At 40.2% G+C, this 15,108-nt stretch carries 18 protein-coding genes; 1 reads left to right on the top strand and 17 read right to left on the bottom strand.

Annotated elements, in window-relative coordinates; translation table 11 throughout:
• Window positions 1-2 precede the first annotated feature (2 nt).
• Genes mgsA through AC3II9_RS00955 form a run of 3 tightly spaced genes read right to left on the bottom strand, consistent with a single transcriptional unit; the run spans window position 3 to window position 1,543 of the window.
• On the bottom strand, window positions 3-407 hold the full coding sequence (mgsA, locus tag AC3II9_RS00965; RefSeq protein WP_489152615.1) for a methylglyoxal synthase: 405 nt from the start codon (window positions 405-407) through the stop codon (window positions 3-5).
• A 13-nt stretch (window positions 408-420) separates the two neighbouring features.
• Window positions 421-1,215 (bottom strand): 4-hydroxy-tetrahydrodipicolinate reductase, encoded by a 795-nt coding sequence (gene dapB / locus AC3II9_RS00960; protein ID WP_489152614.1) that lies wholly within the window; start codon window positions 1,213-1,215, stop codon window positions 421-423.
• Entirely contained in the window at window positions 1,208-1,543 is a 336-nt protein-coding gene (locus AC3II9_RS00955) for a nucleotide pyrophosphohydrolase (RefSeq protein ID WP_489152613.1), read from the bottom strand. Before AC3II9_RS00955 ends, dapB begins: the two co-directional genes overlap by 8 nt.
• 150 nt (window positions 1,544-1,693) lie before the next feature.
• On the opposite strand from AC3II9_RS00955, the gene AC3II9_RS00950 reads away from it, so the two are divergent.
• Window positions 1,694-2,560 (top strand): YitT family protein, encoded by an 867-nt coding sequence (locus tag AC3II9_RS00950; RefSeq protein ID WP_489152612.1) that lies wholly within the window; start codon window positions 1,694-1,696, stop codon window positions 2,558-2,560.
• Window positions 2,561-2,616: 56 nt separating this feature from the next.
• On the opposite strand, the gene AC3II9_RS00945 is transcribed toward AC3II9_RS00950, so the two are convergent.
• The 14 genes from AC3II9_RS00945 to aroC all read right to left on the bottom strand — a co-directional run bounded on the left by AC3II9_RS00945 (window position 2,617) and on the right by aroC (window position 14,929).
• Window positions 2,617-3,291 carry a zinc metallopeptidase gene (locus tag AC3II9_RS00945; protein WP_489152766.1) on the bottom strand — a complete coding sequence of 225 codons (675 nt, stop codon included), beginning with the start codon at window positions 3,289-3,291 and terminating at the stop codon, window positions 2,617-2,619.
• A gap of 62 nt (window positions 3,292-3,353) precedes the next feature.
• The gene (gene lhaT, locus AC3II9_RS00940) at window positions 3,354-3,953 is read right to left on the bottom strand and encodes a lipoprotein heptaprenylglyceryl N-acetyltransferase LhaT (protein ID WP_489152611.1); all 600 of its coding nucleotides are present in this window, start codon (window positions 3,951-3,953) and stop codon (window positions 3,354-3,356) included.
• A 195-nt stretch (window positions 3,954-4,148) separates the two neighbouring features.
• Window positions 4,149-4,940: a c-type cytochrome gene (locus AC3II9_RS00935; protein ID WP_489152610.1), complete on the bottom strand. Its 792-nt coding sequence runs from the start codon at window positions 4,938-4,940 to the stop codon at window positions 4,149-4,151.
• A 43-nt stretch (window positions 4,941-4,983) separates the two neighbouring features.
• Window positions 4,984-5,658, bottom strand: a complete 675-nt coding sequence (gene qcrB, locus AC3II9_RS00930; RefSeq protein ID WP_391366932.1) for a menaquinol-cytochrome c reductase cytochrome b subunit — start codon at window positions 5,656-5,658, stop codon at window positions 4,984-4,986.
• Between the two features lie 23 nt (window positions 5,659-5,681).
• The gene (locus tag AC3II9_RS00925; RefSeq protein WP_489152609.1) at window positions 5,682-6,185 is read right to left on the bottom strand and encodes a Rieske (2Fe-2S) protein; all 504 of its coding nucleotides are present in this window, start codon (window positions 6,183-6,185) and stop codon (window positions 5,682-5,684) included.
• Between the two features lie 161 nt (window positions 6,186-6,346).
• Window positions 6,347-6,793, bottom strand: coding sequence for a YpiF family protein (locus tag AC3II9_RS00920; RefSeq protein WP_391366929.1), 447 nt, complete (start codon window positions 6,791-6,793; stop codon window positions 6,347-6,349).
• A 22-nt stretch (window positions 6,794-6,815) separates the two neighbouring features.
• Window positions 6,816-7,373 (bottom strand): ReoY family proteolytic degradation factor, encoded by a 558-nt coding sequence (locus AC3II9_RS00915; RefSeq protein ID WP_489152608.1) that lies wholly within the window; start codon window positions 7,371-7,373, stop codon window positions 6,816-6,818.
• A gap of 13 nt (window positions 7,374-7,386) precedes the next feature.
• A complete protein-coding gene (locus AC3II9_RS00910; protein WP_489152607.1) occupies window positions 7,387-8,631 on the bottom strand; it encodes a tetratricopeptide repeat protein in 1,245 nt (414 codons plus the stop codon).
• 114 nt (window positions 8,632-8,745) lie between these two features.
• Window positions 8,746-10,032: a 3-phosphoshikimate 1-carboxyvinyltransferase gene (gene aroA, locus AC3II9_RS00905; RefSeq protein ID WP_489152606.1), complete on the bottom strand. Its 1,287-nt coding sequence runs from the start codon at window positions 10,030-10,032 to the stop codon at window positions 8,746-8,748.
• 54 nt (window positions 10,033-10,086) lie between these two features.
• Window positions 10,087-11,184, bottom strand: coding sequence for a prephenate dehydrogenase (locus tag AC3II9_RS00900; protein WP_489152605.1), 1,098 nt, complete (start codon window positions 11,182-11,184; stop codon window positions 10,087-10,089).
• Complete coding sequence (gene hisC / locus AC3II9_RS00895) at window positions 11,181-12,281, bottom strand: histidinol-phosphate transaminase (protein WP_489152604.1); 1,101 nt, start codon at window positions 12,279-12,281, stop codon at window positions 11,181-11,183. The genes AC3II9_RS00900 and hisC overlap by 4 nt, the downstream gene beginning before the upstream one ends.
• Window positions 12,282-12,295: 14 nt before the next feature.
• Window positions 12,296-12,661: a chorismate mutase gene (aroH, locus tag AC3II9_RS00890; protein ID WP_489152603.1), complete on the bottom strand. Its 366-nt coding sequence runs from the start codon at window positions 12,659-12,661 to the stop codon at window positions 12,296-12,298.
• On the bottom strand, window positions 12,658-13,746 hold the full coding sequence (aroB, locus tag AC3II9_RS00885; RefSeq protein ID WP_489152602.1) for a 3-dehydroquinate synthase: 1,089 nt from the start codon (window positions 13,744-13,746) through the stop codon (window positions 12,658-12,660). The genes aroH and aroB overlap by 4 nt, the downstream gene beginning before the upstream one ends.
• A 1-nt stretch (window position 13,747) precedes the next feature.
• Complete coding sequence (gene aroC, locus AC3II9_RS00880; protein WP_489152601.1) at window positions 13,748-14,929, bottom strand: chorismate synthase; 1,182 nt, start codon at window positions 14,927-14,929, stop codon at window positions 13,748-13,750.
• Window positions 14,930-15,108: the final 179 nt, after the last annotated feature.

The raw sequence follows: 15,108 nt of genomic DNA, 5'->3' as shown, positions 1-15,108 counted from the left end.
TTTTATCCCCGTCTTTCTTGAATGAGTCGCCAATCGACTAATCCTGCTTCCAACCCTTTTAATAAAATTTCCGCTGTGCCCATATTTGTAGCAAGTGGCACATGATATAAATCGCATAAACGAACTAATGCTGTCACATCTGGCTCATGTGGTTGAGCTGTTAAAGGGTCACGGAAGAAAAACACCATATCCATTTCATTGTTCGCAATCATTGCACCAATTTGCTGATCACCGCCTAATGGACCTGAGCGGAAACGTGTAATCGTTAATCCTGTTTCCTCATGTATTCTTTGCCCTGTCGTACCTGTGGCAAATAACTCATGTTGCGCAAAAATATGACGGTAAGCAATAGCAAATTGTATTAAGTTATCTTTTTTTTGGTCATGTGCAATTAATGCGATCTTCATAATTTTCCCTCACTTAAATAATGTTTTCTAGACCGTATACTAATGATTCCATCGTAATAACTGTTTCAATACAGAAGGAAATACCGCTCATAAAGGATTCACGGTTTAATGAATCGTGACGAATTGTCAGCAACTGTCCTTCTCCACCGAATAATACTTGTTGGTGTGCTACTAAACCAGGTAAGCGTACAGAATGGATCTTCATACCGTCATAATCTGCGCCACGTGCCCCTGCAAGCGTTTCTTTTTCTGTCGGATGCCCTTGGATTTTTGCTTGGCGCACTTCCGCAATCATTTGTGCTGTTTTTAACCCTGTACCACTTGGCGCATCAAGCTTTTTATCATGATGCATTTCAATAATTTCAACATCCGGTAAATATTTAGCCGCTTCACGTGCAAATTTCATCATTAAAATAGCGCCAATCGCGAAATTGGGTGCAATGATTGCCCCGATTCGTTTTCTTGCTGCTAGTTCTGTCAGCTCTGCTAATTGCTCGTCTGTAAAACCTGTTGTGCCGATGACAGGACGTACATTTAGCTCTAACGCTTGCTTTGTATGTTCATATACCGAATGAGGATTCGTTAAATCGACTAACACATCTGGCTTCGTATCCTCTACAAGCTGCGCAAAATCCGTATAAATGGGCACATCGTAACTTTCTGGAAATATGTCAAGATTCGCTAATGTGGAACCCATTTTTTTATAATCTAGTACAGCAACTAACTGCATCCCTTGTCGCTTCATCACTGTATGTACTGCTTCAATGCCCATTTTCCCTCGTGCACCGGCAATTGCTACTTTAATCATTTTTTTCTTCCTTTCGTGTCCAACGATCTCTGTCTCTCGTCTCAAATTTATTTAATACTTGGAGTAATGCATCTTCAAGTTGAATTTGATGTGCATTTGCAAAACAGATTAGTGTAAAAAGTATATCGCCTAATTCTTTTTCCATGTTATTATTGTCAGCTTGCTTCTTTTTGGCATATCCGTACACATGCTGCACTTCACGTGACAGCTCTCCCACTTCTTCTGTCAGACGTGCCAACATTTCAAATGGTGGAAAATACCCTTCTTCAAACTGACTAATGTAAGCATCTACTCTGCTTTGTAACTGCTTCAAAGATTGCTGTTCCATGCATTCACCTCTCAAATCTATCGTATAGGAAATGTCACCTTGTTGTCAAAACATGAAAAATGAAACATAATGAGCATACTGTATTTGTGCGCAAATTTTTAATAGTTTTCTGAATTATTTATCAAATCGAAATGAGAGGGAGGATTTTTTATGCAAGGTATTAAAATAAAAAATATTTTAGCTATATTATTAGGTGCAGCGATTTTTAGTTTCGGTTTTGTCCACTTTAATATGCAAAATGAGCTTGGTGAAGGCGGCTTTAGTGGTATTACGCTAATTTTATACTTTACATTTGGATGGGACCCCGCAATATTAAACATTATATTAAATATTCCGATGTTTATTCTTGGATGGAAATTGCTCGGACGCCGTACTTTTATTTATACAGTGATTGGCACTATCGCTGTTTCCATCTTTTTGAAAGTTTTTCAAGCATACGAATTTCAAATGCATTTACAAGATGATAAATTGCTTGTCTCGCTTTTTGCCGGCGTATTTATCGGAATTGGTCTTGGGATTGTCTTCCGTTTCGGCGGTACAACAGGCGGCGTAGACATTTTAGCACGTCTAGCCAATAAATATTTCGGATGGACGATGGGAAAAACGATGTTTGCCTTTGATACAATTGTGATTCTCGTGTCTTGGGCAACATTTTTAGACGCTCGTTCGATGATGTATACACTTGTCGCTGTGTATATTGGCGGACGTGTCATCGATTTTGTACAAGATGGTGCCTATTCCGCGAAAGGTGCACTCATTATTTCCACTCACTCAGATGAAATCGCAAACGTAATTGTAGAAAAAATGGAACGCGGTGTGACCGTAATAAATGGACGTGGTCATTTTACTAAGGAAAGCAAAGACATTTTATACTGTGTTGTGGCAAGAAATGAAATTGTCCGTTTAAAATCCATGATCCAAACTATCGACCCACATGCGTTTGTGTCTATCGTAGAGGTGAGAGAAGTGGCTGGTGAAGGATTTACGTTAGATGATCAAAAACAACCCCTTCATTAAAAGCTATTGCAAAGTAAAACGGTGCAAAGAGCCTTCTCTCGCACCGTTTCTTACTATTAGTCGTCTGAACGCATACCTGTGTAGATTAAGATTAAACGTAATAATTCTAGCACAGCTACTGATGCCGCTGCTACATAAGTCATAGCTGCTGCATTTAATACTTTACGCGCGCCTACTTCTTCATTATTGCCGATAATCCCAAGGGATACCACTTCATTCATTGCCCGCTTCGATGCATCGAACTCTACTGGTAATGTAACAACTTGGAAAATAACACCCGCTAATAATAAAATAATCCCTAGTAAAAGGAACCCTGTACTTGACGCAAAAATACCAATCATGACAAAAATCCATGACATATTTGATGAAATGTTAGCAACTGGTACTAACTTCGCACGTAACGTTAAAAATGAATAAGCTTCTTTATGTTGAATTGCGTGACCAACCTCGTGTGCAGCTACAGCAATCCCTGCTAAAGATGACTCGTAATAGTTACTTTCCGACAGTGCTACTGTCTTTGTTGCAGGGTTGTAATGGTCAGATAGTACACCTTGTGTGGGTACAACGCGTACATCTGTTAAACCGTGGTGATCTAAAATCATACGCGCCACTTGCGCACCTGTCATACCGCGTTGAGATGACACTTCAGCAAATTTGTTATACGTACTTTTTACTTTCATTTGTGCATATAATGGTAATAGCATAATGACAGCAAAATATACAATGTACATGCCTAAACCCAATAGTATTCTCCCTCTCTATAAAATATTTCGTATATAATACTATCTACTTTTTACCGTGCTTGCAAATGTTTGCGCTTGCTCACAACGGCATAGGCGAGTATTATACATGCAATCGATAGCCAAAATGTAAAATAGCCAATTTTGTCTGCATATTGATCCAGCACACGGTATACCGGCATTTGTCCAAATACATAATCAATGACGTCATTATGTAATGTCCAAATGGCACCGATAACAACATGACCAAATCTAAATGTATATTTAGGGATATACAAAATCGCTTGGACAGCCATCATAAAGTGTGAAAAGACAAGCATCCAACCTTCTGAACTCAGTGAACCGAGCTCCACGAATGTCAACAAGTTCATCACAACAGCCCATAGCCCATACTTCACTAGTGTGATTAATGCTAGCACTTCCATCAACTTAAAGTGTGTCCCTAAAAGCCAACCGATAATCGCAAGACAAAAGAACAAACTAGCTGTAGGACTGTCTGGAACAAAAATATAAAAGATTGGCTCAGTACTAGCAAGTTGCCCCTTATACCAATAGTAACCGTACACCGTACCTAAAAAGTTAATGATGAGCAAGATCGTTAAAAATGCCCGATGTGTTAAAAGATACCAACCTTTCACCATAAATGTCTGCATGCTTGTTCTCCTTCATTAATACGAATGATCTCGTTTAAAGTTTCATCTTTTTTTAAAAATTTTATGTATCAATTGCTAGAAAAAACACGACTCCCGTCAAAATATGTACTTATTTTTTATACGGATTTTCATAAAACTTATACTTCCCTATCCGTTAAAAAAAAGAGAGTCAGCGAACTGACCCTCTTGTATATACTACTCTTCTTTTAGGCTTGCGATGAACTCAGCTAAAGTGTTAAGTTCTTCTTCAGTACCTTCGAACATACCGCCTGGCATACCGCCACGACCGTTCGTCACTACTTCTTTAACCTCTTCCGCTGTTAATGTGTTACCTAATAACATCGGACCAGAAGCACCCGTTAAGTCACCACCGTGACAGCCAATACATGAAGCGTTTGCTTCATAAATTAAGTAGCCATCAGACTTAGTATCTACTTCCACTGCAGGAAGTAAACCTAAATGCTTATCAGTAATTTGACCTTGAGTATTTACTTTATCCCAGTTAGTTGCATCTACAGATTCCCACGTTAAGTAAACCATAGAAGCTACCGACAACAACATAAGTGAAGTTGCGATTGGGCGTTTTGATGGACGACGTTCTTTTGACGTGTCTAAGAATGGCATTAATAATAATGCACCGAATGCTAAACCTGGAACAATTACAGAACCAAGTACGTTATAAGCACCAGAGAAGTAAGAGTATTTTAATAATTGGTACATGAATAAGAAGTACCAGTCCGGTAATGCAATGTAAGATGCATCAGTTGGGTCTGCCGGCGCTTGAAGTGGTGATGGATGCGCGACAGTTAATAATAAGTAACCAATTAAGAAAACTGCTCCTACCATCCACTCTTTTAATAAAAAGTCAGGCCAGAAAGCTTCTGTTTTTCCTGGATACTCGGAATAATCTTTAGGCTTGTTCGGCATACGGTTATTCGCTTTAATACGCGAATCGCCGACAAACTTCATGCCTTTTCCGCGTTGCATAGTGTCCCCTCCTTAAAAAATCATAAAAGACATTGTGTTTAAATCATAGTGGTCCTGAAATACCTTGACGACGGATCATGATAAAGTGAGCCGCTAATAGTGCGAATAAAGCTGCAGGTAAGAAGAATACGTGGATTGCGAAGAAACGAGTTAACGTTTGCGCACCAAGAATTGTTGAGTCACCTGCTAAAAGAATCTTGATGTATTCACCAAGGAATGGTACAGATGCTGCAATCTCAATACCTACTTTAGTTGCGAACAATGCTTTCATGTCCCAAGGAAGTAAATAACCTGTGAAACCTAATCCCATCATTACACCAAAAATCCCTACACCAACCATCCAGTTTAACTCACGAGGTTTCTTATAAGAACCTGTGAAGAATACACGAAGCGTATGTAAGAACATCATTACAATTACTAATGAAGCCCCCCAGTGGTGCATACCACGAACGATTTCACCGAAAGCTACTTCGTTTTGTAAATAATAAACTGATCTCCAAGCATTCTCAATATCTGGAACGTAATACATCGTTAAGAACATACCAGATAAGATTTGGATTACTGTGATGAAAAACGTTAAACCACCAAAGCAATAAACGAATGCTGAGAAGTGATGTGCAGGGTTAACGTGCTCTGGCACTTCATGGTCGGCAATATCACGCCAAATAGGAGTGATATCTAAACGTTCATCGACCCAATCATAAATTTTATTTAGCACTGATGTCGTACCCCCTAACTTAATTATGCAAAAGTATTTGCTATTTTTTTCCCAAGCATTAAGAAACCATCTTTTTCAGACACTTCATATTGGTCTAAAGCTGCTGTTGGTGGTGTACCTGGAACGTTCACACCATTTTTCTCATAACGACCTGCGTGACATGCACAGAAGAAACGAGTTGGTTGTTCAGGGTCACCTGCCCAGTTTACTGTACAACCTAAGTGTTTACATACTGGTGAAAGTGCAACAATAGTATCACCCTCTTTGTAAACCCAAGCCGCATCTGTTACCTCAGACTTGTACCAAGCATCAACTTGCTCGAATGAGAAGTCAACTTTTACTGGCTGATCTGTTAAATCCGCAATTTTCTGACCAGTTAAAATGAAGTCTCCTTCTTCTTTTGTCTGTAATAATGGATCCACTGCAAAGCGTACCATTGGCATTAACATACCAGCCGCCATGAATCCACCTACACCTGTAATTGTGTACGTTAAAAATTGGCGTCGTGTAACTCGATTATTACTCAATCCTTTTCCCCCCTCTAACTTAAAAGGTCAGTCCAACGGACATACTTTTACAAATAGTAATAACTAGGACATATCTATGATATATCAATAAAATAGGTTGGTCAATATAGCATTGCCCAGAAATAGTAAGGATTGTGAACATTTAATGAATCAATCTTCTACTAGCTAGTCCACACTTTTGTAAAGGTTGGAATGACTTGTTTTAATTGATCTTCTAATATCCTTTGCTTCACTGCTTTATCCATTGATTCTAACGGAATGGCTGGTAACCAAACGACTTGGAGTGAATCACTCATAGTTGTCCAATGATGATCACAAGTCACAAAAAAGATATGTTTAAAGCCTGCTGATTGTAGTTCTGCTGCAATCGCTTCAGGGCTAACCGTTTCCTTTAAAGACTCTATATAGGAAAACGGTGGTGTCACTAATAGGCGTCCTTTAAATTGTTGCTCGATAAACGCTGTTAGTGACATTAAAAACTCTGCAGCAGAACTACTTTGCTTACTACGTTCATCAGCAAACTCTAAACTGAGTAACGGTACAATCACTGTATCAATAAACTGTTTTTGGGCGTGAATTTGCTCCATATCTTTAACATTAAAAAACATCGATCTTTCTTCCTTCCAAAACTCATTGTTGTGATGACGTATGCTTTAGCGCTTGCAATAAATTGGATAACTCAAAAAAGCGTTCTTTATCCCCTGCGTCAAGTGCTTCATCAATATCGCGTAAAATTTTTTCTTCTTGAAATGCTGCCATACTGTTTTTTAATAATTGTTCAGCAATGATACGGTCTTTTTCGCTTATATGAAGAGTTTTTGGCATATAAGGGTTTTCCTCAAGCACCGCTAAGTAGTGAAGGTGTGGAGGTACATTTGGAAAATTAATTTGAATATAAACACTTTCATCTGGATTCAAGCGTAAATCATGAAACGACTTTTCTGCATCACTTGTCATAACATTCCCTTTATAAAAGCGAAATGGTACGCCATTATGTTCGACGGAAGACATGACCATTGCCCGCGGACAATAATGTGCTTCTTCTACAAAATGGACATGTTCAAGTAGACGATCATTGCTTAATAAATAATTTAAAATCCACACGCATTCTCTTCTCTTTAGTTGATGATTTTTTAAAAACCATCGAATAAAAGTCTTTTTCTCTAATACTGGGATGGAAGAAGTCATCCTATTCCCCCCTTTATTCAAAACGTTCTAATAAATTTTGCCACTCCTGCTCTGTTGGTTCTAAAAGAGCGAGCTGTTTTGCTACCACATATGCTTCATCGCGCTTCCCATCCTCTAAAAGAAAGTAGCAATACTTCTCCAAAAATGCTACATCTTCTTTAAACTCATTATATGCGCTTTTGTAAATTTCATATGCTTTGTCATACGCCTCCTCTTTATCATACGCATCTGCTACGTAAGGGTAAAGGGCTCCCCAGTCAAAACCTTCTTTTTGCACACTCTCAAATAAATCAATTACTGCTTCATAGCGTTCCTGCTGTGCATAAATAGCGATTAAAACAAGAATTGCTTCCATATATTCTGGATCTAAAGCAATGGCCTGTTGTAAATAAGATTCAGCTTCTTCTGGCAAGTTGTTCTTCAACGCCATTTTCCCCGCAAATAAATAAAGGGACTTATCGTACTCATCCCGCGCTAAACCTTCTTGAATCGTTTGATAAGCACGTGTATTATCTTCTAGCATCGCATAGCTTTGTGCAAGCAATAAATAGGCTGCAAAATAATCTGGATCCAGTTCTTTTAAATCTTCGAGCTGTGTAATAGCTGTTTCATATTTTGCTGATTGAAACGCTGCATAGGCTGAGCCGAATAATAGGTCTGGCGTTACTTCTTCTTCAAGTGCCTCCATATAATAGTCAAGTGCTGTTTCATACGCAGCGCCTGCACGGTATACTTCCGCTAAACGTGCCGCAAGCAAAATACCTGCAAATTGCTTCTCTTGCTCGTACAATTCTTCATAAATACGAGCAGCTTCTATAAAACGACCTGTCTCAAATAATAATTCTGCCTTCGCAAACTGTAGTAATGGTTCATTTGGTAATAGCTCCAGCGCTTCATTGATTCGCTTTTCTGCTACTTCAAACAACCCTTGCATTTGGTAATAATCCGCCATCACCAGTAAGGCTTGTGGATATTCTGGCGCATCATTTGGTACCGATAATAACAATTCAAGCGCTTCATCTTCATTGCCCATTTCCATACACACATTGGCGCGATCAATAATAATTTGCGCTTCATCTGCGAATAAAAAGGCTAAATGCTCCAGCACCCGATTCGCTTCTTCTAAATAACCATACTGCATCAGAAGCTCCGCTACCTCGTATTGCTCCCCTGGTGCCTCGTTCATTAAAAATGTTTCTAAAAATGCATTAATACGCTGCAAATCCCCTTCTTGAATTGCCTGTAACATTTCCTTCATTCTAGCGTTCACCTTTTCTATCTTTATTATTCCTTATGCTACAGGACTATAACACGCTAAACAAGGAAAATGAGTTATTTCAAATAGTATTTAGAAATAACTCATTCATTTGAATTATCTTGCAATTAACGAATGTACATGCTCAAAAAATGTCGGGTAGGAAACAGCGATACATTCAGCATCATCTAATTGAATTGGCTCATCCGTTATTAGTGCTGCGACTGCTGCCATCATCCCAATCCGATGGTCACCGTACGACTTTAAGGAAGCCCCCTGCAATGGTGTCGGGCCATTAATAATCATCCCATCATCTGTTGCTTCAATGTCAGCACCTAATTTTTTTAGCTCTGTTACAACAGCTGTAATGCGATCGGTTTCTTTTACTTTTAATTCTTCCGCATCTTTTATAATCGTTTGTCCATTCGCTTGCGTTGCTAGTAAAGCTAGAATCGGAATTTCATCAATTAAACGAGGAATAATTGCGCCTTCAATAACTGTGCCATGTAAATGAGACGTACGAATTGTAATCGTTGCAGTTGGTTCTGCCGCCGTTTCATCTTCTACTATCATGCTCATATTAGCACCCATTGCCGTTAGTACATCAATAATACCATCACGTGTTTCATTCACACCGACATTTTCTATAACAATTTCACTATCCTTCGCGATCGCTCCAGCTACTAAGAAAAAGGCCGCGGATGAAATATCACCAGGCACTTTTACATGTGTACCTACTAGCTTTTGACCACCTTCAAATGATACGACACCATCTGTTACATCTACTTTCGCTCCAAACTGACGTAGCATGCGCTCAGTGTGATCACGCGACACTTCTGATTCACGTACAATCGTTGTGCCTTTTGCACGAAGACCGGCCAGTAAAATAGCAGACTTCACCTGTGCGCTTGCAACCGGCATTGTGTAATCAATCGCTTGTAGTGCTGTTCCTTGAATAGCAAGTGGTGTATATTGGCCACCTGCACGCCCTGCAATTTGTGCACCCATTTGGCGAAGCGGATCGACCACGCGGCGCATTGGACGTTTTCCGATAGACGCATCACCTGTCATAATCGTATGTAGGTTAGTGCCGGATAATATACCAAGCATTAGGCGCGTTGTTGTCCCCGAATTTCCCGTATATAGCACCTCTTTCGGTTCTTCCCAAGCATCAATACCCGCGCTTTCAATTTTGACATTTGTCCCGTCTACATCAATTTGAACCCCAAGCTTACGGAAACAGTCGATTGTGCTTAAGCAATCTTCTCCTAGTAGGAAGCCTTCAACCGTCGTTGTGCCTTCTGCAATAGCACCAAACATAACGGAACGATGTGAAATGGATTTATCCCCTGGTACTTGAATTGTCCCACGCAAACTTGGACGATTGTAATCTATTACCTTCATAGTGCAGAAACCTCCTTGTGAAAAAGAGCAAAAAGCGATTATGCTTTTTGCCTTTTATGAAATATATGTTTCAAAATTAGCTCTTCTAGCAATGCATTTTACCGCACGCTCACGGTCATCCGCTGAACTAAAGCTAATAACTAAAATACCGAAGACGTCTTCTCGTGTCTCGACAATACGAATATTTGTAATGCTAATATTATCTTCTGCTAAGTACCCTGTTACTTCGGAAATAACCCCTGGATAGTCTGGGATATCGACATATAAATCGTACGGTACAAATAGCGCACCAGCTGATGTTGGTAAGGCATCACGCACTTGCTTTGCCACCGCAAAATATTGTTCAATCATATCTTGACTACCCTCTTGTAAAAGCGACTTTACACGATTCATTTCAGCCGTCCACTGTTCCAGCTGGTCAATTAGTTCCCCGCGGTTTTGTAAGGTAATATCACGCCATAAAATCGGATTGGACGAGGCGATACGTGTAATATCACGGAAACCACCAGCAGCAAGCAATCTTGTCATCGGGAGCTGTGCGTTTTCAAGCTGTAGCTGATGCACAAGTGATGCTGCCACAATATGCGGGAAATGGCTCACAACAGCCGTCATATGATCATGCTCTGTGGCATCAACTTTGACAAGCTTTCCAATTGTGTATTTCAGCAAATTTTCCAGTTTCTCGATTGTTTCAGGGTTTTCATCTTCAAACGGTGTTAACATATAATACGCATTTTCAAAAAGATACGGTTTTGCAGCGGTTACACCACTTTTATGCGAACCGGCCATTGGATGTCCACCGATAAAGGTGATGCCCATTTCCTTCAGTTCCTCAGCCTTTTGCATAATTAACGCCTTTGTACTACCTGTATCTGTGACAATCACATTCTTTTTTAATACCCAGTCCTTTAATTGCTCCATCCACGTTAATGTAGCACTGACAGGTGTACCAAAAATAATAAAGTCCATTTTATCCGCAACTTGTGCAGGGTTTTCTACAATTTCATGTACGACATTTAAGGTTTTTGCTAATTCTCTCGTTTGAGGAAGCGCATCAAACCCGTAAATTTTTGTTTGTGGTGCTTTTTGGAGGGCTAATGCGACCGAACCGCCGATTAACCCTAATCCAATGACAAGGACATTACGTGTCATGCAAACACACCTTGTTCTGTTAAGACTTCTTCAAGAAGCGATAAGAATTTAGCATTTTGTTCTTCCGTACCGATTGTCACACGAATATAACCCGGTGCGCCAAGCGCTGCACCACTGCGAATAATAAAGCCGCGCTTCATCATTTCTTCAAACACAACATTGCTATCTGCTTTCACTTCAAATAATACGAAGTTTGTTTGCGAAGGGTAGTAATGTAAACCGTGCTTTTCACACCAAGCAACATACTGTGCCTTCCCTTTTTCATTTGCTTCACAGCATTGTGCGATATAGTCTTGGTCCTCAAGTGCCACGACAGCTACTTTTTGACTTAAAATGGTGTTATTAAATGGTGCACGTACTGGATCTAACTTAGCAATGACGTGCTCTTGCGCAATACCGTAACCAACACGGAATGAGGCTAAACCGTACGCTTTTGAAAATGTACGAAGTAAAATCACATTTTCATATTCGCGGAAATATTTTAATGTCGGCTCATGTGCTGGATCATTTACGTACTCGATATACGCTTCATCTAACACGACAAGCACATCAGATGGTACTTGCTTTAAGAAGTTTTGTAATTCGGCATCTGTTACGATTGTACCTGTCGGATTATTTGGGCTACAAACCCATACGACAGATGTATTTTCATCGATTGCAGCTAGCATGGCATCTAAATCGTGACGACCATCTACACAAGGAATTTTGCGTACTTCTGCCCCTTCGATTTCAGCATTGTGCCAATATTGAGAGAATGATGGGTCTGCCATTACAGTGTTCACACCTGGATACAACAATGCACGTGTAATAATGGCAATTAAATCGTCCGAACCGTTACCAAAAATTAATTCTGTTTCTTTTACACCAAGGTGATTCGCTACCGCCGTACGTAAGTTTTGTGCGTAGCCATCTGGATAGATCGCATGATTCGATGCATCACTTTGTAAAAACGCTTTTACTTTTGGCGAGCTGCCAAATGGATTTTCATTTGATGCAAGCTTCACTACTTCATCTAAGCCATACATTGCCTTTACTTCTTCCATTGGTTTACCTGGTTGGTATGCTTTCATTCCGTGAATTTGTTGTTTCCATTTCATCCTTACCGACTCCTCTATTTACGAACTAAATCCGGTCTTAATTTGACTGCCTCATTTAAATATACATGTTGAATATCTTTTTGTACTACATCCGTATTGACATGCATTAGCACACGAATACAAAGCGGCAAGCCGCCTGGCACATCCATTTCATGCATACACATAATCGGTACGTATTGCCATCCTTCCATCGAACGTACTGATTTTGCTGGGAATGCTGATTTAATATCAGTCGTTGTTGAAATAGTAACAGAAGCGATGTCTGCTGGGTCAATCTGATTTACTTTTACCATTTCTAACACAAGTGATGCTGTTTCGCTCCATACTAGTTCAGCTGTATCTGATTGAATTGTTGTTGCCCCTCGAACACCGCGAATCATTCGTGCACCTCCGTTAATAATTGTCGTAATGCTACATCGATTTCCTTACATTCAAAAAGTTCAATTTTCTTCACATAAGGTTTGCCGATGTCTTCTAGTAAAACAAATTGTAATTCCCCATAATCTGCTTTTTTATCTTTTAATAAATATTCTGTAAGTTCTTCAAATGTATAATCATGTACTGCACTAAACGGATAACCATTATTACGTGCAAATTTGTAAAAATCAACGGTAAATTCCCGTGTGATCTGACCGTAACGTTCACTTAACAATAAGCAATACACAAGACCGATCATCACTGCTTCACCGTGTGCTAACCCACCGTAGCCTGCTGCTGCTTCCATTGCATGACCGTAAGTATGACCGAGGTTTAAAAACTTGCGAACAGATTGTTCCGTTTCATCTTCTTCTACGATTTTCGCCTTTACTTGTACGCCTTTCGCTAAATAATCTGCCAATGTTGGTTCATCCAGCGCCGTGATGTTTTTTTGCATGATTTCCTGTAACCATTGTGGATTTGAAATCATCGCATGTTTAATCACTTCTGTCATCCCTGAACGTACTTCACGAATAGGGAGTGTCGCTAAAAACTGTGTATCGTACAGTACTGCTTCTGGTTGATAAAAAGCACCAATCATATTTTTACCAAGCGCGTGGTTGATCGCCGTCTTACCGCCGACTGCTGAATCATGCGCTAAAATCGTTGTCGGTACTTGAATAAACGGAATACCCCGCATATACGTCGCGGCAACAAAGCCTGCTAAGTCCCCTACTGCGCCGCCACCAAAAGCAATGACAAGCGATTTGCGTGTACATTTTTGTTCTAATAGAAATGTCTGTGCGGCATTAAAGTTTTCAAATGATTTACACGCTTCGCCTGCTGGCATAACAAAAACATGGAAGTCGTACGGGCAAGAAGACTTGAAATAGCCTTCTTGTGCCGCCCACACGTGTTGATCGGTTAAAACGATGATTTTATCCGCTCGCTCAAATAACGCCTTATAGCTTTCCAAGGCGGCTTTTAACATCCCGTTGCCAATCACTACTTCATATTGATGTGAAGCTGCTCGTACTGGAATATTCATCTTAGTACTCCTTTGTGTACGCACGCATCGCATCTAATTGTGCTTTTAACTGTGGTAGTTGGTCGCTATGGAATTGGTCCACAATAGCGGCTGCGATTTCCCATGCAATCACATGCTCTGCTACAACGGATGCTGCTGGTACTGCACAACTATCACTACGCTCTACACTCGCCTTAAACACTTCTTTTGTTTCGATATCTACACTATTTAACGGTTTATAGAGGGTTGGAATTGGCTTCATTACCCCACGTACAACAATTGGCATCCCCGTTGTCATACCGCCCTCTAAACCACCAAGATTATTCGTTTTACGTGTATAGCCCTTTTCTTCGTCCCAAATGATTTCATCGTGCACTTGTGAGCCTGGAAGACGCGCTGCTTCAAAGCCAATCCCAAACTCCACACCTTTAAATGCATTAATGGAAAGCATCGCTTGTGCTAATTTCCCATCTAACTTACGGTCATAATGCACATAAGAGCCGATCCCTGCTGGTAAGCCTTCAATGATAACTTCTACAATACCACCGATAGAGTCTCCCGCTTTTTTGGCTTCATCAATCGCCTCGACCATTTTTGCCGATGCTTCAGCATCCACCGTGTAACATGGATCTTCCTCTACAATCGCACGAATTTCATCGACTGATTTACCCGCTACCTTGGATACATCTGCTTTAATGCCAGCAATTTCTGTTACGTACGACACAACGGAAATCCCTAGTTCATTTAATAATGCTTTTGCTACTGCACCAACGGCTACACGTACTGTTGTTTCACGTGCACTCGAGCGCTCTAACACGTTCCGAAGATCGCGATGGCCGTATTTCATCCCACCTACTAAATCGGCATGGCCCGGACGTGGACGTGAAATTTGACGCTTGATTTCATTTGGATCCACGTCTTCTGGTAATTGTGCTGCCCCCATAATTTTCGTCCAATGCTTCCAGTCATCATTTGTGACAACCAGCGCAACCGGTGATCCTAATGTTTGACCATGACGTACACCTGCTACGATTTCTACTGTATCTGTTTCAATTTGCATGCGGCGTCCACGACCGTGTCCACCTTGACGTCGTTTTAAATCATAGTTAATTTTCTCTGCTGTAATTGGTAAAAGGGATGGTAACCCCTCAATAATAGTTGTTAATTGTGGTCCGTGCGACTCACCTGCTGTTAAATAACGCATAAAACACTTTCTCCCTTCAACTCGCTAAAGTATGTATTTTTCACTATAACATATCTATCTAGAAAATACAGTACGATTATCGAAATAAACTTCTTTATTCACGAATATTCTGAACGTTCTTCTTGTAACAAAACGCATGCAGCTCCTATAGAACAATCTCTCTAAAAAAGATTCAAATG

This window comes from Lysinibacillus sp. RU7, from assembly GCF_057837305.1.
This window is presented reverse-complemented; position numbering and strand designations above follow the sequence as displayed.

Bases quoted from the DNA above. Each gene is read 5' to 3' on its own strand.
- mgsA (WP_489152615.1), bottom strand. From the start codon at position 407: ATGAAGATCGCATTAATTGCACATGACCAAAAAAAAGATAACTTAATA.
- dapB (WP_489152614.1), bottom strand. From the start codon at position 1,215: ATGATTAAAGTAGCAATTGCCGGTGCACGAGGGAAAATGGGCATTGAA.
- AC3II9_RS00955 (WP_489152613.1), bottom strand. From the start codon at position 1,543: ATGGAACAGCAATCTTTGAAGCAGTTACAAAGCAGAGTAGATGCTTAC.
- AC3II9_RS00950 (WP_489152612.1), top strand. From the start codon at position 1,694: ATGCAAGGTATTAAAATAAAAAATATTTTAGCTATATTATTAGGTGCA.
- AC3II9_RS00945 (WP_489152766.1), bottom strand. From the start codon at position 3,291: ATGTACATTGTATATTTTGCTGTCATTATGCTATTACCATTATATGCA.
- lhaT (WP_489152611.1), bottom strand. From the start codon at position 3,953: ATGCAGACATTTATGGTGAAAGGTTGGTATCTTTTAACACATCGGGCA.
- AC3II9_RS00935 (WP_489152610.1), bottom strand. From the start codon at position 4,940: ATGCAACGCGGAAAAGGCATGAAGTTTGTCGGCGATTCGCGTATTAAA.
- AC3II9_RS00920 (WP_391366929.1), bottom strand. From the start codon at position 6,793: ATGTTTTTTAATGTTAAAGATATGGAGCAAATTCACGCCCAAAAACAG.
- AC3II9_RS00915 (WP_489152608.1), bottom strand. From the start codon at position 7,373: ATGACTTCTTCCATCCCAGTATTAGAGAAAAAGACTTTTATTCGATGG.
- AC3II9_RS00910 (WP_489152607.1), bottom strand. From the start codon at position 8,631: ATGAAGGAAATGTTACAGGCAATTCAAGAAGGGGATTTGCAGCGTATT.
- aroA (WP_489152606.1), bottom strand. From the start codon at position 10,032: ATGAAGGTAATAGATTACAATCGTCCAAGTTTGCGTGGGACAATTCAA.
- AC3II9_RS00900 (WP_489152605.1), bottom strand. From the start codon at position 11,184: ATGACACGTAATGTCCTTGTCATTGGATTAGGGTTAATCGGCGGTTCG.
- hisC (WP_489152604.1), bottom strand. From the start codon at position 12,281: ATGAAATGGAAACAACAAATTCACGGAATGAAAGCATACCAACCAGGT.
- aroH (WP_489152603.1), bottom strand. From the start codon at position 12,661: ATGATTCGCGGTGTTCGAGGGGCAACAACAATTCAATCAGATACAGCT.
- aroB (WP_489152602.1), bottom strand. From the start codon at position 13,746: ATGAATATTCCAGTACGAGCAGCTTCACATCAATATGAAGTAGTGATT.
- aroC (WP_489152601.1), bottom strand. From the start codon at position 14,929: ATGCGTTATTTAACAGCAGGTGAGTCGCACGGACCACAATTAACAACT.